The sequence below is a fragment of the Blastomonas sp. genome (genome assembly GCF_041747255.1).
GTDB lineage: Bacteria > Pseudomonadota > Alphaproteobacteria > Sphingomonadales > Sphingomonadaceae > Blastomonas.
Genome location: NZ_JBGTFM010000014.1, coordinates 1 through 16,741, shown reverse-complemented (window position 1 = coordinate 16,741; position 16,741 = coordinate 1). Strand labels below are relative to the sequence as shown.

Sequence of the window (16,741 nt, the reverse complement as noted above, 5' to 3'; positions counted from 1 at the left end):
GCGGTGCCCTACTTCCCGTTGCGGCGATGACGCAATCAACAGGGATATAGCCACCATTAGAGAGGAGCAGGCCGTCCTCTGTGCCTGCTGCGTGGGCTAAGTGTACGGTGATGCCCCGTCTTGCTAGCTCTGCTAAGGCCCGCCTGCGCACCTTTGGAGCATGGCCCGATAGGAAGCCGTCCGCTGGTGCTGCCAGTGAAATCCGGGCGTTTCTGCACGAGTGGCGGATCGCCGCATCGGCGCCCAATGCGACTTCCAATCCTGCCGCGCCGCCGCCTACTACTGCAATGCTGATCGTCGAGGCGAGCGGTTGCCGTTCTAGGAAGTTCGACCACCGCTCCATGAATGTGCCCACTGGCCTTACCGGCAAGAGCTTGTCGCCAAGCGTTGCGAGGCTGGAAATGTCTGCTTCGCCTCCTGTCGCTAGGGACAACAGATCGAAGCAAATCTGCTCACCAGATGACAGGCGCAGCATCTGGTGGGCAGGATCGAGCCCAACCACATCCGCAATGACCAGTTTCGCTCCGGCCTTTTTGGCCAATGGCTCAAGATCGATCAGAAGATCCCGTGCCCGATAATGCCCCGCCAGCCAGCCTGGTAACATCCCAGAATAGGCGGTATGGCGCGACGACGTAACCAGCCACTGTTCCGCATCGGGCAGCGGTCGCGCGGCCCAGTCCGCAAGGACAGCCAGATGCGCATGGCCGCCGCCTGCCAGGATAACACGCCTTTTCATTCTTGCACCGGATTTTCGAGTTCAGTGTGTACTTGTCGGGCAAGCCATCCAAACCTTACACCTCGTGCAGTTGAATCTCTGCTAGGATCCCCAGTAAGTCGTTTTTTCGCCAGCAATTTGCGGTCCTGACTCTGCGAATTCAGGCATCGCAAGACGCAAACGTTGGTTTCAACGCAATGCTCTGTAACCATCCGGCAACTGTCGACGGATGAGGTTCGATGACAAAACTCGTAACATATGATCTTTCCGGCGAGATTGCTCGGATCGGTATCGACGATGGCAAACGCAACGTAATGAACGCGCGAATGCTGGCTGCAATCCACCAAGCGCTCGACCGCGCCGAACTGGAAGCGAGAGCTGTTTTGCTCGCAGGCCGTGAAGGCATCTTTTCTGCGGGTTTTGATCTTCAAGTTTTTTCGCGGCGCGATCCTGAGGAAATCCACACCATGATGCGGCTCGGTGCCGAGCTTGCGCTTCGTCTTTTCGCGTTCCCGAAGCCGGTTGTTGTTGCCTGCACAGGCCACGCTTATCCGATGGGTGCATTCCTTATGCTTGCTTCCGACTACTGTGTCGGTATTCATAGACCCTATCACATTGGGCTGAACGAGGTTGCAATTGGCATAGCCATACCGTCCTTTGCGATCGAGCTAGCCCGGACCACGCTTGCACCGCACTATTTCCATCGTATTGCGACAGGCGAACTTCTGGACCCGAACGAAGCCTTGAAGGCAGGCTATATTGACCGCTTGGTCGCCGCTGCTGATATCGATCGCGCTGCGGTGGAACGCGCTGAAAATCTCGCCTCGGTCGATCTCGCTGCCTTTCAACTGACCAAGTCACGCGTGCGCAGTGAAGCCATAGCGACAATCAGATCGGCCATCGACCGAGAAATCACAATCGAAGCGTACCGCCAGCATCCCGGCATCAAGGGTTGAGGACATGATGGTTCATGAAAATGGGCCAACGCACGTTGCGGTAATGGCGGAAACCTGAGGTTTAACGACAACTGGGGTGGAACAGCGAATAGCTTCTTATCCTGGGAACGGAGCCACTATCGGTTCGAGAAGTTCAATTCTGTTTCCGAATGGATCGGACACATAACAGCGCTCAAAGCCAAAGAGCGGCTCATCTTCGTCGACGGCAACGTTCTCGTCCTTCAGGATTGCGATCAGTGAGGCCAAATCTGTGACGGTGAAGGCCGGGTGGGCTTTGCGGGCGGGGAGAAATTCACATTCTACCCCAAGATGCACCTTCAAAGAGCCTCGTTCAAACCAGCATCCTCCACGTTTGGCTAAGTGCGGTGGTTTTGGAACTTCAGGTATTCCAAGCAGATCCGAATAGAAGCGGCGAGCGAGTTCCTCTTCGCCGACAGGCATTGCAAGTTGCACATGGTCCAGAGCTTCAATCCGCATAATCACCTCATGTTTGCGATCTAGCAGATGAACCGGTTGCGCGGTAGAGTCTCCTGTGGGCCCGCTTCTGGTTCTGGTCGATCGCCTTACGACGGACTTCATCGGCCCGTAGTGACTCTACTGCCGTTCAGCGACCACCCATTTTGCTGCCCGCCGATGAGGCATGAGGTCGCCGCGTCAAAAAGCTGGCTCGTCCCGGTCGGTGAGCACCCAAGCCAGGGCCATCAGGTCCAACCCGACGAGCAAAACGATCAGCGCAAGCGCCGATGAAGTGAGGTCACCCGCAATCCAGTCACGCCAACCGTTCAAGACGATCGGCGCTGTACCCACGCTGAGCCAACAGGCTAGCATGCCGGCAAGGATGCCTACTGCAAGCGGCCATTTGATCGGCGGTTTGCGCGGCGGCAGGCTTTCGGTCAAACTGGCGCAGAAGCCATCGTCCGCGACGGGATCGGGCGCGTGGTCGCGCAACAGCTGGTCAAGGGCATTGTCCATCTCTTCGTTCATGACCCGATCTCCTCCAGCGATGCATCCTGCCAATCGGTTAGCAGCGCGCGCAACTTGCCCTTGCCGCGCCGCATGTGAGATTTCACCGTCCCGACTGGTAAGGATAACACATATGCGGCCTCCTCATGGCTAAGGCCGAGCTGCGCGACATGAAGCAGCACCGCCTGTTCGGGGTCGGACAGGCTCTGGAGCGCGCGTTCCAGATCGAGACGCAGCTCAACGGACCCACTGACCGATAGCGGCGGCGCGTTTGCGTCGCCGACGAATGCCCCCACCGGGCGCCGCCGCCTGTGATTGGCTTGCAGAAAGCACGAATAGGCAATCCGATAGAGCCAGGTACCGAAACGCGCTTCACCGCGGAACTGGTGGAGCTTGCGCCAGGCGAGTAGAAACGTCTCTTGCGCAAGGTCGTCTGCGCGAGCAGCGTCGCCATGCACGAGACGACGCAGCTGCGCGCGCACCATCCCTTGATGGCGCCTAACAAGCTGTTCGAACGCCCTTCGATCATCCGCAAGCAGCGCTCGCGCAACCAGCGTCTGGTCGATCCGCGCTTCGACCTGCTGATCAACCAAGCCTGGTGTCACGCCGGTTCAACCACCAGCTTGCGAGGTAGCCGAACCCCGTCATCAGCGGCAGCAGACCGATCCCCCAAAAGCTAGAAATCCGCGTGCCGTCATGCAGCTCCAAGGGAAGCGCGACGACCATCGCCATCACCCCGGCAGCGCCGCCTATCAGCACCAGTGCTCGGCGGCGATCGGCATCGGGATTCTGCGCCTGCGCGAGCAGATCATGCGACAGTTCCACCCCTTTGTCGGCCAACGCGAGCAGTGTGCGATAACGCACCTGCGTCTGCTGCGCCCGGTGACGCAGAAAGATCAGCAGGATGACGATCGGTGTTACCATGATCACGGTCGGAATGAAAAACGACAGTAGTTCCATCAAGCTTGTTCCTGAAAAAATCGCATGGGTATCAAGGCCTATGCCCGAGGGAGGCGAGCAAATCGGCGATGCGTTCGGAAAAGAGCCAATATTGCCCCGGGCCCTGATTGCTGGTCAATACAACAGTAGCGCCGGTTTCCCAGACAATTGCCAAATTGGCATCCGTGCCCTCGAGTCCGCCTGCATGGCCGCGAATATGGCGCCCGTGCGAGAGGCGATCACCGAAACCGGCGGCATAACCACCAGGCCCGGCGGGAACGGGATCTGCAAACATCTTCGCGAGAGTTGCAGGTTTAACCAGCTTGCCCGTGCGCAATGCCGCAGAAAATCGGACCAGATCGGCATTGGTGGAATAGCCGCCACCCGCCGGTCCGCCTGCATAGGGGACCTTGAGCCAGTCCGATTTCCAAGAGGTGGAGAACGGCCCTTCGCGGTAGTATCCGACGGCGAGACCCGACACAATATCGTCCACCCGGTCGTATCCGCTGGCTGTCATACCGGCAGGGGCAAAGACATGGCGCCCGATGTAGTCGGAGTAGCCTTCGCCCGAAACGTTCTCAATAATCCGGCCCAGCAGCATGAAGCCGGCATTGCTGTAGTTCCACTCTGCGCCCGGCTCACCAACTTTGGGCTGGCGCGCGATCAGGCCAAGATAGTCCTCAGGATCTACGAACTTCTCGCGGCGCTCGTAAAGTTCAGGGACAAGGAAATCGCCTAGCCCCGATGTATGGTGCAGCAGTTGCCACACGGTGATTTTACCAGCCGATGCCTGGTCCGGATATTCCGGAACCAGCAATCCCAAGTTATCGTCCCATGACAACTTCCCGGCCTCGACCAGTTGCGCAATGGCGACAGCAGTGAACATCTTGTTCATCGAGCCGATGTGGAATTTGGTCTGGCGATCCACCGGGACGTTGAAACGGCGCTCAGCCAGGCCGCGGCATTCTTCGAGCACCGTTTTGGTGCCGTCGGTAATCATTACGCAACCAGAAAAATCATTATCGCGCACCAGCTTATCCAACGCAGTAGTGGTTAGCCGAGCGATCTCAGCCTTCGACGCGGCGACTTCAGGCCAGTCAGCAAAGAGTGCGGGATCATCGAGCGGAACCATATCGGCCATAGCCAGCGTTCCAGACTGTTCCGGATCGGGAAACAGCACGAGCGCAACCAGCTTTCCTGTCCGCCGCCCCTTGATGGTCAAGACGAGCATTCCCGGTGGGCCTTGGGTCCGGGCATCGACAAAGTCCACCCCACCACTGTCGCGCACCGTGGCGGCAAGCTGGGCCAGGATCACTCCCTTGGCAGCGGGGTCAAAAGCGGGAGACAGGACGGTCGACACCCAATCGCCGATCTCCTCAGTCGTATCCGAATTGATGTGCGCGATCACGGCTGCACCGATCCGACCCGCCTCCGTATCGGGAAGTGTCGAGCTGACCGGCCCGGCAAGGGAAGCCGAGCCGGACACCGCCGCAGCACAAGCGAGCAAGGGCACCAGCAGTAATGAGGGGCGAAGGGTTTTCCGCGTAAATCGCAACATAGTCGAGTCTCCGTCAAGGCCGGGGGGGCCTTGAACTGTTTCGACAGGTTAGATGCTTTGTTGACGGCGTTTGGATGCAAGCGCGTTCACAAAATTTGTTGCGAGCATGGTGCCCCCCCAGCGGACCGAGGCGTAAGCTTTTGCGATATCGCACTTTTTCGGCACTGAGCCGTAGTGGATCACGGTATGCAATTGGTGATCAAGCGCGCCCGTTTCCCACCATTTGCAGTCGCAAAAATGCTACGAGATGGCCAACTGAATGCCGACAAGCGGCTTTCCTGCATCACCAGCCGGGAGCTACCTTTCAACAAGTGGCCCAGTTGATGTCGCCATGCTAAGCCTGTAGAGCAGATGGTGTACGCTAAGAGGAAAGCAGCTGACCGGTCGTTGCGTTTCTGGCGAGGCGTGAAGCATTAGGCCTCATCCGAGAAATTCGGCATCACTATTACCAACATTTATGTCCCTCATGCTCGAAACAGCGCGCCGATGATCGACGGCGCTTCCTTCATCGGAATGAACACCCGCGTGCGAAACGAGATGATTTCCGTGAAGCATCCGATGCTCTTCAGCCAGGGCAGCTGATCGACAGGTGCGCCCACGATTTCATAGCGCTGCTCGCCTGCCACGCGCGAGCATTTGATGGTGGCCTCGAACGGCTGCTTGATTGGGATTGTCCGGCTGTCGCCGAGCGCCCTGATGATCGTATCCGGGCTCAGTTCAACGGTGGAGGCAATATCGAACTTCTCGAGCAGCTTCGCCACGTCGAGTTCGTGGACCATGCGGCCAAGCCAGCTTCTGCCCTCCTCGTCCACGATGCGCCGGACCTCCAGATAGTCGATAGGCAGGCTCGACCAGATCGGAAGGAGAAGTCCGGTCGCGAGGTACACGGTCTCTGTGGTGAGCCGTTCGGCAAGCTCCGCAACCTCGCTGTGCCACAGCTTCTCGAAAGTCCGGCGGGGGGCCTCCTCCCATGCTGATTCAGCAAGGTCATCGAAGTGGTGGTATTCGCGCCGGAGCGGACGGTGGAGGATAACCCGCCTGATGAGTTCGCCCTGTTCGGTCATGAAGTGCCGCGAAGGTTCGGCCAGGGCTGCTTTCCCGCTCTTGGTGTTTTGGAGCAGAATGCAGCCGTCAGCGTAGTCGCGACGCTCAAGGACACGCTCAAGGGAGATCGGCCGTGCTCTCGTCTTGAGAACCAGCTGCAGCAAGTGCGACGTGGCACCGGTTCGCCCGTCGGTCCGCAGGACTATGTCTTCGACAACCTCGGCCTGTTCGACCCGCAGCGTTTCGACGCCAACATCGAGCGAACCGGCCTCGCGCGCAGCCGACACCCGCGCCTCGACCAACCCCAGAAACTCCTCGAAGATCGCATTTTGCATTCCGATCGGCAGCGCGAGGATGCGGTTGAGCCAGCGCTGGATCGGGGGCAAGTCCTCTTCGAGAATGCCGTCTTCCGAGAGAATCTTGAGCCCGCTGCGGCGCTGGAAATCGATCAGTGTTGCGCTCTTGAGCTTGCCGTCCGCCAGCAAGGCAAACCAGGTCGAGAGAGCCGCCTTGGCATATTCGCTTTCGAGATTGTCGGCAGGGTCAAAGAGGTTCTGGCCGCCCGTCTGGCGTTGGCCCCGCGTCAGCGCCCCCAGGCTGTCGAGCCTGCGCGCAATGGTGCTGGTGAACCGCAGTTCCCCCTTGCAGTTCGTGGTCACCGGCCGGAACAGCGGTGTGTTGGCTTGATGGGTCCGGTGCGTTCGGCCCAGCCCCTGGATGGCTCGGTCGGCTCGCCATCCCGGCTCAAGCAGGAAGTGGATGCGCCGCTTCTGGCACGCTGCGTCAAGGCTGGCATGGTACGATCGCCCGGTGCCGCCCGCGTCGCTGAAGACAAGGATTGGCTTCCTGCCATCCATGAACTGGTCAGTCTCGGACTGGTTCGTCCGCGGCGAGCGGGTCTCGAGCCGCTGCTGGCCGTCGCTCTGGGTTATGAGCCGCTTACTGCGCCCGGTCACCTCGGCGACCTTCTCCGGTCCATAGTGCTCGATGATCCCGTCCAGCGCTGGCTTGATCGGCGGCATGGCACACAGGTGCTCGATCATCTCGCCGCGGCGGGCGATCGCAGTCTGGTTGTGGACTGGACGGCCCTCTTCGTCGAACATCGGTGCCGAGCGCTGGGTGCCGGTATCATCGACGAATACCTGCATCTGTTGCGTGGGGAAGGCGCGCTCAAGGTACTCGATCACGGCGTCGAGCGGACTGAGGTCAAGGTCGAGCTCCGCGCGCTCTTCTGGCGAGAGGCTATCGAGACGGCGATCGAGGATGCTTTCGGCGGTCGAAACCAGTTGAACGACGACCACCTCATCGCGGTCCAGATGGAGATTGATGGCAGCAATGAGCGTTGGCAGCTTCATCGACAGCAGCAATTGGTTGAAGAACCGCTGCTTGGTGCTTTCAAACCGGCTTCGCGCTGCGGCTTTCGCACCGCTGTTGAGGGTTGCGCCATCGATTTCGTCGACGACACCGGTCAGCTCCAGCGCCTCCTCAAGGTTCTGATGAATGATCGCCCAGGCGTCGGCATAAGTGTCGTAGACGGCGATCTGTTCGGCGGTCAGATCATGTTTCAGGACGTCGTATTCGACGCCGGCAAAGCTGAGTGCGCGCGCCTGATAGAGGCCAAGTGCCTTGAGGTCCCGCGACACGAGTTCCATGGCAGCGATGCCCCCTGCCCTGATCTGGCTGATGAAATCTTCCCTGTTGGCAAACGCAGTGCCGGGCCCCCACAGACCGAGGCGTACGGCATAGGCAAGGTTGTTGACCTCCGAGGCCCCAGTCGCAGAGGCGTAGAGAACCCGGGCATCGGGCAAATTGTTTTGCAGCAGCACGCCGGCGATGCCCTGCAGCGATCCGCTTTTCGTGCCGCGGGCGCCCTCGCCCCCTGCAACACCGCCCATCTCGTGGCTCTCATCGAAGGCGATGACACCTTCGAAATCCTCGCCCGCCCAATCGAGCAGCTGCTTCAGGCGGGTGGCGTCCTGACGCTGGCTGCGAAGGGTCGGGTAGGGGACGAACAGGATCCCTTCGCGAAACGGAACCGCCTGATCGATCTTCCAGTTGGAAAGCGGCTGAATGTCGGCCGCTAGCCCTCCGATAGCGCTCCAGTCGCGGCGCGCGTCTTCGAGCAGGCTTTCGTTCTTCGAGATCCAGATGGCCTTGCGGCGTCCCGCAAGCCAGCCATCAAGGATGCAGGCGGCGATCTGCCTGCCCTTCCCTGCCCCCGTGCCATCGCCAAGGAAATAGCCTTTGCGGTAGGCGCGCCCATGCTCGTCGAGTTGCAGGCCAACGCCTTCTTCAGCTGGAACGAACAGGCCATGCAGATACTGCTGCCACGCGTTCCCGGCATAGATGACAGTTTCGATCTGGGCCTCGGATAGCAGGCTTTCCTGCAAGACCCGATCCTGCAGCGCCGGGACATAATCCGGGATTGGTGCCGGGATCGAGCCCATGGCCACGCTCTCGACGAGCGGCGTCGGATGTTCGCGTGCACCAACAATGTCGACCCGGCTTGGCCGGTACGGGATGTAGACCCCGCTTTGCTCACCGAGAACGCGCGGCTTGTCCAAGGTACTGAACGCCAGTGCTTCGATCTTGGGGGTTTGGGCTGCCCTCGCTTTGACGGGCTTTGTGATCGGCGTTGCCCGCATGGATTTGAAGAGCGCACCCGGCTTTACTTTCGGCGGCACCGCGCGCGGTTCGCAGTCGGGCTGGGCTGTCACGCGTTTGATGATTGGAACCGCAGACGCGACGTCTGCAACTGTCTCCCGCGCCAAAACTGCAGGTCTGATCTGCCCCGGGATCTTGTCGATCACGTACAAGCGCACGGCCACGTTGGTGCCCTGTTTGTGATAGCATTTATCGAGCCGGATGGATGTGCGGACCGTGCAAGAGGCAAAGGTGTCTTCGTAGATTTTTGCAAGCTTTGCGCTCGTCGTGAACCAGTCCGGCATGATCGCGACGATCCGCCCCCCTTGCCTAAGGCGCGTTATGGCAGCGCGCAGGTGACGCACCGCTGCGAACTCGTCTGCCCCTCGTCCCATTGACCGAGAGAACGGCGGGTTCATCAGGATCAGGCTTGGCTGCATAGCCGCGTCGAGATGGGAAGCCAGCATGGCTCCATCGATCCCTGTTGTGGTGGCATCGGGATACAGCAGTGCTAGCTTCTCACGCCTGCGCGGGTCGATTTCGTTGAGATGCAATGCGCTGACATTGGGCAGAGTTGCTACCAGGGCGCCATGTCCGGCGCTCGGTTCAAGAACGATATCGGTTGCGAGTGGCTGCGCCAAAATCACGGATAGCGCTGCGAGGTCTGCGGGCGTCGAGAATTGCTGGTACCTGATCTGGTCTTCACTTCTGACCGTATGTGTTGGCAGTGCCTCGATAAGCGCACTGATCTCCGAAATCTGGGTCAGCGTCTGAGGTTTGTTCAGCAGTCCGGCCATGTGGCGCGTCAATGCCGCCTCGAGCAGGTCAAAAGCGTCCCTTTGCCTCCAGGCGCCGTTTGCGGAGCCCTCCCCGTAGAGCTGGCGCATCGTGTCAAACAGGCGTTGCTTGTTCGCCAGTCCGGTGGCGATGGCGCGCTGGATTTCAGTGATTGCTGCGTCCAGCTTCTGGCTGGATTGTTCAAAAAGGTCGGTCATGGTCTGCTCCTGATGCTGAACCGCATCAGGCCATCCCCCCTCCCCCTTTGGCGAAACTGAGGAGTTCTATGGAGAAGTCTCCAGTCCCGAAGAGCCCCTCGCTGGTCGAGGAAGGTTATTCGACTGTTTGGTAGCGAACACCAATCCGCTTGAAGGCGTTTTCGCGACGCGCACGTATCTGTCGTGCGATTGTGTCGGCCTCTCTTCTGTCCGGAAAGCTGGTTGTCACCCCCTGCCCTCTTGTACCGATTCGTCCCCAGCGACGCTCAACCGTTGTCCAGCCAAACAGATCGGTCTCGATCCAGAGATGATAGTCACGCGCGACGTTCCGTGAAGGGTCGATGGCTTGCCAATGCCACGACTGGTTTTTCGGCGTCTTCATGCGGAACTGGTGGCAGAACGCTGAGCATTCGGTCCAACTGGAAATCTGAATCATAGAAGTGCCTGTGATTCATTGAGTCGATTGATGACTGCATCGTGTTTTAGAATGGGTGCATGGACGTTTCGTTGGTCTGAGCCGAGAATGCTCCTCGCGACGTCTCGTAATCTCCAAAAACAATCATAAAAAAACGCCGCTGCTTGCAGCGGAAGGATTCATGATTCTAAAGATTCAGATTCGGGGCGTAAATTGGTAGTGAAATCAGTTGTCTACGCTGGTTTGCCTGACCAGTTGGGGGATTTTACCTGACTTGCCGGGGGCTTAACCCTGACTTGCCGGGGGAACTCACCTGACCTTCTGGGGCCTTCCTGACCTTTTGGGGGCAGCCGTCCAGATGTTGATGCGTCGCCCGCTTCGTTAGATTTTTGGGTCTCGCAGGCATCAAAATCAAGCGCGATTTCAAGCCCTGCTGGGGAACCTAGCGACTCGCGGTTTCTTGGGTGATTCAGACCCGCGATCCGACCGACTCAATCCTGACCTCTTGGGGGCTGCGGCCATCTCTTGATCCTGACCTGACTTGACTGATGAGGTCAGGTCAGGCAGCAATCAGCACACCAAGAATCAAGCTTTGATCGCAATATGGCATGGAAACGGATGTTAGCCCAATAGCCGAGGCTCCTGAAGAGAAGCCTGAGGAAGGATCCCCTGGCCGTGCGATGCGGGTTGCTGCCGCGTTGAAGGCAAAGGGCGGCGACGAGTTCGCCAAGCCAGGCAGCATCATCGAAATCAAGTTTGTCAAAGGCGAATCGCTCAGTCTGACAGCTTCGCGACTACTCGCTCTCATGATCCTTACAGCTGGGGGTGACGCCTGGGAGGATCGCCCTCACCGCATACGTAAGGCGGACATTCGGCGAGGCCACAAGGGCAACGAGCGGATTACCGACATGCTTCAGGAACTGCATCGAACGCTGTTTGCCGTCGACGACAAATCCTGGCGGGGAAAGAAGGCGACGCTCCTGTTCTCCTTGATCTCGCGGTCGAAGGAGGAGACAGATGAGGAGGGCGGCGAGACTGGTTGGATCGAGTGGGAATTCACTCCTGATGCTCGCAAGCTCATCCAGGCATCAGAAACCTATGCTGTGCTCAATCGGCAAGCGGTGCTTGGCTTTCGTTCGAACTACGCCTTGAAGCTGTATGAGCTCGGAGCTCTCCGACTTCATCGCAGACAGGCCACTTGGCGTGGAGACATGCAGGCGCTGCGCGCCGCACTGGGTATTCCTCCCGATGTCTACACAGACTTCGCTCAGCTTCGACGCAAAGTGTTGGAGAAGGCGAAATCCGAAATTGACCAGCTTGCTCACTTCCGTGTTGAGTGGCGGGAAATCAGGCAGGGTCGAACAGTCACGGAGATCGAGTTCCGGTTCGAGTCCAAAGGCGCGCCGGAGGTGCTTGAGACTGTCGACGAGCTTGATCGTCATTCAGCTGGACGCCAGGCGAGGCGTGAAGGGGCTGTAGAGAGCGTTACAGTGGGGCAGGGGGCTATTCCGGCACCGCGTGGAGCAGTCTCAGCCAAGAAGCCATCCGAGGCGACATTTCCAGTGGGAACGCTGCGCTTTGGTCATGACGACCTCCTTGAGATTGGCCGCAGACATGGCGGTGGTTGGGACGTAGATCTGATCGCCAACGGCTTTCGCGAGCATATGGGTGAGCGTTTGGAGAAGCTTCGCGGTGCGAAGTTGATCGCCGCCTGGAAAGGGTTTTGTGAGGGGTGGTTCAATCGCCGGGGCCGACCCTGAACGGCAGAAATTGCACGCGTGCAATTTTCGAAGCCCCCACCGAGTCAGGATAGGGCGCGGCGGCCCAGATTTCTCACCGATAACGCGCTCCAACTTTCGAAATTCCTGATTTTCTTGACCGAAAAGCGCAAGTCGGTGTAGCACATGCAAAATTGCGAAAGGAAGGCATGTGTCAAACGGACTTCAGATTGAAGAAGCCGAGCGGTTGGTCTCGGTCGCGACGCTGGCCAGTCGAACCTCCTCGGTACTCGAAAAGCTCCGGGATTCCGCGCGAAGCGCTAGGGCAGATGACCGGCGCGAGCCAACCTTTACAATCGGGAAAGCGGCCGAACTTGTGGGCCGCACGCCGGCTGCTATCCGTGATGCGGAAAAGGACGGCCGCCTGCCAGAGCCTGCGAGGACCGATAACAACAGGCGAGAGAGATATACGCTTGCCCAGCTGAACGACATGCGCGGCGTGTTCGGGACAAGACCCTATCGGGCTCCAAACGATCCCTGCTGTGTCGTGGCTGTTCAGAACTTCAAGGGAGGTGTTGGTAAGTCGACTTTGGCCGTTCACCTCGCTCAGTATCTGGCCATCAGAGGCTACCGTGTTGCGCTCGTCGATTGCGATAGCCAAGCCTCGGCGACGACCCTTTTTGGGTATGTGCCCGATCTCGACCTCACCGAAGATGATACCCTTTATCCGTTCCTTCGTGAGGGGGAGCGATCATCTCTGGACTACGCGCTCCGCAAGACTCACTTCGACGGTCTGGAGCTCATTCCCGCCAACCTTCGTTTGTTCAACTCCGAATACGAACTAGCCGCACGGATGGCACAGGGGAACGGCGCGCTTCTTGACCGCCTGAAGGAGGGAATCGAGAGTATATCGGATCGGTTCGATGTCGTGGTGATGGATCCGCCGCCGGCCCTCGGGGCGATCTCGCTGTCCGTGCTGCGGGCTGCTAACGCATTGGTTGTGCCGGTACCGCCGACTGTTATGGATTTCTCCTCGACGGCTGCATTCCTCTCGATGCTAGATGAAACGATTGAGCAGCTGGCAGACCGTGGTCTCGCTCCAGAATTGAAGTTCCTCCGCTTTGTTGCGTCCAAGGTCGATGAGAATAAATCGATGCAGAAAGAGCTGTTGCAGCTGATGCGGACGCTATTCGGGCATGCGATGGTTCGCACGCCTCTCAAGGACTCGGCCGAGATCGACAATGCTACGGCGCGGCTGATGACAGTCTATGAGCTTGATGGCCCTGCCACGAGCTCGGCGGTTCGCAACCGTTGCCTGAACTATCTTGATGGCGTGAATTCGGAAATCGAAGTTGATATTCGATCGATGTGGCCCAGTCATCAGAAGCGCCTCCGCCAGGAGGCTTTGGTATGAGCCGCTGGAAAATTGCACGCGTGCAATTCTGCTAATGGGAGGCTTGCATGAGTAGGAAGAACAGTGGTTTTGCGGCTGATCTGGCGGCAGGTATTGACCTGACCGAGGATACTGCTGCCCCTCGTAGATCGAGCATTGCCTCAAACGTGCTTACGGGGCGTTCAAACCGTCTTGCTGACCTGGCGTCGGGAGCGATTGTTTCTCGCACACATGAGCTTGTTGACCCAGCAAAGTGTCGGATGTGGGCAGGCCATAACCGCGACTATGCTCTGCTTAATGAGGAACGCTGCGCGGACCTTATTGAGAGTATCAAGGCTCAAGGGCGGCAGGAGATACCCGCGATCGTCCGTCGCCTATCAGGAGATGACGGGTTTGAGTTTGAGGTCATTTGCGGAGCGCGCCGACACTGGTCGATCAGCTGGCTGCGCTCGCACAACTATCCAGACTTTAAGTTTCTCGTCGACGTACGCGAGATGGGCGATGAAGAGGCCTTCAGGCTCGCGGACATTGAAAACCGGGCGAGGGATGATCTTACCGATCTCGAACGCGCAAAAGACTATCTGCGCGCCCTGACGGCCTATTACGATGGTCGGCAGAAGACGATGGCGGAAAGGCTTAAAGTCTCCGAAAGCTGGCTAACGCGGTATCTCGATCTGGCACGGCTGCCAGATGGGCTGACCAGGGCATTTGCCAATCCGCAGGAGCTTGGCATTCGCAATGCGATTGCGCTCAAAGCGCTCCTCAAGCCTGAGGATCGACGGGAGCGCGCCTTCCGTGAGGCGGAACGTCTTGCTGCAGAGCGCGAGCAGACTGGCAAGTCGATGTCTGTGATTGAGGTGATCAAGGCGCTCGCTCTCGCGGCAGACCCCCCCAAGAAGTCAGGATCCCCCAAGAAGTCAGGAAAGCCTGAAACCGTGGCCAGTGCCAGTGGGAAGCCAGTGCTTCGGATCGATGGGGCTGACCGTAAGGGCGTCCGTGTCACGTTGCTGAATAAGGGCGGCGCGACACGGCAGGAAGCGGAAGAGGCTATTCGCGCCGTTCTAGATCAGCACTGGCCGGCAATATAGCGCCGTCGGTCTGCCGAAGGAGCACCATACTTGCCGCCTGAAGTGAAGCTACCGATTGAGAAGCGGTGCGCTTTGTTACACCCCGTCCCCGAGCGAGCTCAGCTCGGGTAAGTGGGCCCAAGCTGACGATCATTCTCCAGGTTTGCGGAGCAGTCGAAGAGGCGTACAGCCCAGAAAGTACTTCGTCGGCCCGAACGACAGCCCTTCGCAGGAAGCGCAAATCGACCTCAGCCTTTTCGCTGGCTACCTGAAGCGCCGCGCGAAGCACAACGGGCAAGGGCTCTTCATGGAGTTCACGAAACACAGCCCGCGGCATGACCCCAGCAAGCGCCATTGGAGCCGACCCCAGCCCAAACAAGTGTGGCCGCATGGCGACCGCAAGCGACGCAGCCCAGGCCGCCCCCCGGGGCGCCGAACGTGTGACCGCGAACCCACTGACCTGGACCATCTCGCTGCCGCCTTCAAGAAAGTCGATTTCCTCAGTTCGCAGTTCCCCCAGCCATTCAAGGAGGGTGCCCATCGGATCGCGGGTCGGCAGCAGTACATCGAGCCGCTCGAGCGCGCGATCGGCGGGCCTGTATGTCTCGCTGAACCCTTCGGTGTGACTTTTGGTGGCCATGGCCAGCTTGGCGGCATGGGCGAGGGGAGGGTGACCTCGCCGGCTGATCCACGACAAGAATTGACGGCGTTCTTCGGAATACCACGAGCGCACAAGCTCGTCGGCCTCAAGCCCCGGATTGTGTTCAATTCCAAGATTATCAAACGGATAATCGCGCACATGCACGCGCCAGAGGCGCCGGAGTGAGGCCAGCGCAAGGCATTCGGACAGCTCGGGCGAGATGAAGGGGAGGGCGCCTTCGATGCGCGCAAGCGTCAGTTGCCAGGATGCTGGGTCAAATACCATCAGCCAGATAGTATATAAATGGCTAAAAAAGTATACCCAGCTTGTACGGTGCTTTCGCTGTCCGATAAGAGCCCTTCACGGACGACACGCTATTCTATATAAAGCAGACGAAATTCGCTGCAATGTCGCCCCGGCCCGAAGGCAAGGGTAGGGCACAGCAGCGGCATTGAAGCTGGAGGAGTGTCGCCTTGGATAATGACAACAGCAAGGCTTTGGGGCTCTCAGATGAGGCTGCGCTCGCGCCCTTGGGGAATGCGATCCCGCCGCAGCTCGCGGCAGAGATCGAAGCGGCCCGCTCATACCGCGCGCGCTCCAAGGCGGCCAATACTGTCCGAGCCTATGACAGCGACTGGCGGCAGTTCGAAGAATGGTGCTGGGTGCGCGATCTTGAGCCTATGCCGGCTATGCCGGAGGCAGTGGCCACATACCTTGCCTCGTTGGCGCAGGCGGGCAGGGCGGACAGTACAATTGGTCGGCATCTAGCGGCCATCGCCTGGCATCATCGGCAAGCAGGGCAGGTTGCGCCCCAGCATCGCGATCCGCGCGATGTGATTGCCGATACACTTGCGGGGATCCGGCGCGAGCAGCGTGCGCGGCCGACGCGCAAGAAGAGCGCAATTCTGGCCGCTGATCTGGCCCGAATGATCGCAGCTGCCGAAGGCCAGAGTCCTCGAGCGATCCGCGACCGGGCCGTGATGGCACTTGGGCTGGCGGCGGCGCTGCGGCGTTCCGAACTGGTCGCGCTGCAGCTGGCTGACCTCGAGCTGGTACGGGAAGGACTCAAGTTGACGATCCGGCATTCCAAGACCGATCAGGAAGGGGGAGGGCAGGTAATTGCTGTTCCGTCGGGTAAAGTGCTCAAGCCCGGCGCGCGGCTTAACGAATGGCTTAGCATCAGGCGAGGGGAGGCTGGTCCGCTGTTCTACCGGACCGACGCGCAGGGCGTGATGACTAGAGAGGCGATGTCGGATCGCTCGGTGGCGCGGTTGATCCAGCGCTATGCGGACAAGGTTGGACTCGATCCCGCCGCAGTCGGTGCGCACTCCCTGCGGTCCGGATTCCTGACCGAAGCTGCCAAGGCGGGGGCCTCATTACCGAAGATGCAGGAGGTGTCGCGGCAGAAAAAGGTCGAGGTGCTGCTTGGATATGTTCGTGATGCTGCTCTGTTCGACAACCATGCAGGCGAGAGCTTTTTGTAGCCAAACTGTGAGAATTTCGGGGATGCATTGTTCTCTCACGAAGACTAGCACTGGTTCGCAATGTCTTCAAGTGGGACTTTTCTGCCGATCAACCACTATGTCGCGAATGACCGGTCGTCCCGAAACCGGCCTTTCAAGTCGCCGCGCCGGCACTCCTTGTTGCGTCTGGGTTTGGGCCGGTATGGTAAGCGCCAACGGAAGATGGCATTGA

At 59.2% G+C, this 16,741-nt stretch carries 14 protein-coding genes; 5 read left to right on the top strand and 9 right to left on the bottom strand.

From position 1 onward, the window contains the following. Positions 1 to 736, bottom strand: a 736-nt coding sequence (locus tag ACEW8G_RS00585) for an FAD-dependent oxidoreductase (RefSeq protein WP_373486509.1), incomplete at its 3' end; no start/stop codon positions are given. Between the two features lie 218 nt (positions 737 to 954). Between ACEW8G_RS00585 and ACEW8G_RS00580 the strand changes: the two genes are divergently transcribed. Then, positions 955 to 1,671, top strand: a complete 717-nt coding sequence (locus ACEW8G_RS00580) for a crotonase/enoyl-CoA hydratase family protein (protein ID WP_373486508.1) — start codon at positions 955 to 957, stop codon at positions 1,669 to 1,671. Between the two features lie 96 nt (positions 1,672 to 1,767). On the opposite strand, the gene ACEW8G_RS00575 is transcribed toward ACEW8G_RS00580, so the two are convergent. From ACEW8G_RS00575 to ACEW8G_RS00545, 7 genes are all read right to left on the bottom strand, one after another. Continuing rightward, positions 1,768 to 2,148 (bottom strand): VOC family protein, encoded by a 381-nt coding sequence (locus ACEW8G_RS00575; RefSeq protein ID WP_373486507.1) that lies wholly within the window; start codon positions 2,146 to 2,148, stop codon positions 1,768 to 1,770. Positions 2,149 to 2,325: 177 nt separating this feature from the next. After that, positions 2,326 to 2,655 carry a hypothetical protein gene (locus ACEW8G_RS00570; RefSeq protein ID WP_373486506.1) on the bottom strand — a complete coding sequence of 110 codons (330 nt, stop codon included), beginning with the start codon at positions 2,653 to 2,655 and terminating at the stop codon, positions 2,326 to 2,328. Further along, a complete protein-coding gene (locus tag ACEW8G_RS00565; RefSeq protein WP_373486505.1) occupies positions 2,652 to 3,227 on the bottom strand; it encodes an RNA polymerase sigma factor in 576 nt (191 codons plus the stop codon). Before ACEW8G_RS00565 ends, ACEW8G_RS00570 begins: the two co-directional genes overlap by 4 nt. Next, entirely contained in the window at positions 3,220 to 3,594 is a 375-nt protein-coding gene (locus ACEW8G_RS00560; protein WP_373486504.1) for a DUF6249 domain-containing protein, read from the bottom strand. Before ACEW8G_RS00560 ends, ACEW8G_RS00565 begins: the two co-directional genes overlap by 8 nt. A 31-nt stretch (positions 3,595 to 3,625) precedes the next feature. Next, entirely contained in the window at positions 3,626 to 5,131 is a 1,506-nt protein-coding gene (locus ACEW8G_RS00555; RefSeq protein WP_373486503.1) for a serine hydrolase domain-containing protein, read from the bottom strand. A gap of 464 nt (positions 5,132 to 5,595) precedes the next feature. Next, complete coding sequence (locus ACEW8G_RS00550) at positions 5,596 to 9,813, bottom strand: strawberry notch-like NTP hydrolase domain-containing protein (RefSeq protein ID WP_373486502.1); 4,218 nt, start codon at positions 9,811 to 9,813, stop codon at positions 5,596 to 5,598. A gap of 115 nt (positions 9,814 to 9,928) precedes the next feature. Continuing rightward, positions 9,929 to 10,249, bottom strand: a complete 321-nt coding sequence (locus ACEW8G_RS00545; RefSeq protein ID WP_373486501.1) for a WGR domain-containing protein — start codon at positions 10,247 to 10,249, stop codon at positions 9,929 to 9,931. A 659-nt stretch (positions 10,250 to 10,908) separates the two neighbouring features. Between ACEW8G_RS00545 and ACEW8G_RS00540 the strand changes: the two genes are divergently transcribed. The 3 genes from ACEW8G_RS00540 (at position 10,909) to ACEW8G_RS00530 (ending at position 14,427) form a co-directional block, all read left to right on the top strand. Further along, positions 10,909 to 11,988 carry a replication initiation protein gene (locus ACEW8G_RS00540; protein ID WP_373486510.1) on the top strand — a complete coding sequence of 360 codons (1,080 nt, stop codon included), beginning with the start codon at positions 10,909 to 10,911 and terminating at the stop codon, positions 11,986 to 11,988. Positions 11,989 to 12,157: 169 nt separating this feature from the next. Then, positions 12,158 to 13,360, top strand: a complete 1,203-nt coding sequence (locus ACEW8G_RS00535) for an AAA family ATPase (RefSeq protein WP_058456845.1) — start codon at positions 12,158 to 12,160, stop codon at positions 13,358 to 13,360. A 47-nt stretch (positions 13,361 to 13,407) separates the two neighbouring features. Further along, positions 13,408 to 14,427, top strand: coding sequence for a ParB/RepB/Spo0J family partition protein (locus tag ACEW8G_RS00530; RefSeq protein ID WP_054590507.1), 1,020 nt, complete (start codon positions 13,408 to 13,410; stop codon positions 14,425 to 14,427). Here ACEW8G_RS00530 and ACEW8G_RS00525 read toward each other — a convergent pair. After that, complete coding sequence (locus tag ACEW8G_RS00525) at positions 14,387 to 15,331, bottom strand: hypothetical protein (protein ID WP_373486500.1); 945 nt, start codon at positions 15,329 to 15,331, stop codon at positions 14,387 to 14,389. The genes ACEW8G_RS00530 and ACEW8G_RS00525 overlap by 41 nt on opposite strands. Positions 15,332 to 15,519: 188 nt before the next feature. On the opposite strand from ACEW8G_RS00525, the gene ACEW8G_RS00520 reads away from it, so the two are divergent. After that, positions 15,520 to 16,530, top strand: coding sequence for a site-specific integrase (locus ACEW8G_RS00520; protein ID WP_373486499.1), 1,011 nt, complete (start codon positions 15,520 to 15,522; stop codon positions 16,528 to 16,530). The last annotated feature ends 211 nt before the right edge of the window (positions 16,531 to 16,741 follow it).

Coding starts and splice junctions, on each gene's coding strand:
- ACEW8G_RS00580 (WP_373486508.1), top strand. CDS start 955: ATGACAAAACTCGTAACATATGATCTTTCCGGCGAGATTGCTCGGATC.
- ACEW8G_RS00575 (WP_373486507.1), bottom strand. CDS start 2,148: ATGCGGATTGAAGCTCTGGACCATGTGCAACTTGCAATGCCTGTCGGC.
- ACEW8G_RS00570 (WP_373486506.1), bottom strand. CDS start 2,655: ATGAACGAAGAGATGGACAATGCCCTTGACCAGCTGTTGCGCGACCAC.
- ACEW8G_RS00560 (WP_373486504.1), bottom strand. CDS start 3,594: ATGGAACTACTGTCGTTTTTCATTCCGACCGTGATCATGGTAACACCG.
- ACEW8G_RS00555 (WP_373486503.1), bottom strand. CDS start 5,131: ATGTTGCGATTTACGCGGAAAACCCTTCGCCCCTCATTACTGCTGGTG.
- ACEW8G_RS00550 (WP_373486502.1), bottom strand. CDS start 9,813: ATGACCGACCTTTTTGAACAATCCAGCCAGAAGCTGGACGCAGCAATC.
- ACEW8G_RS00545 (WP_373486501.1), bottom strand. CDS start 10,249: ATGATTCAGATTTCCAGTTGGACCGAATGCTCAGCGTTCTGCCACCAG.
- ACEW8G_RS00540 (WP_373486510.1), top strand. CDS start 10,909: ATGCGGGTTGCTGCCGCGTTGAAGGCAAAGGGCGGCGACGAGTTCGCC.
- ACEW8G_RS00530 (WP_054590507.1), top strand. CDS start 13,408: ATGAGTAGGAAGAACAGTGGTTTTGCGGCTGATCTGGCGGCAGGTATT.
- ACEW8G_RS00525 (WP_373486500.1), bottom strand. CDS start 15,331: ATGGTATTTGACCCAGCATCCTGGCAACTGACGCTTGCGCGCATCGAA.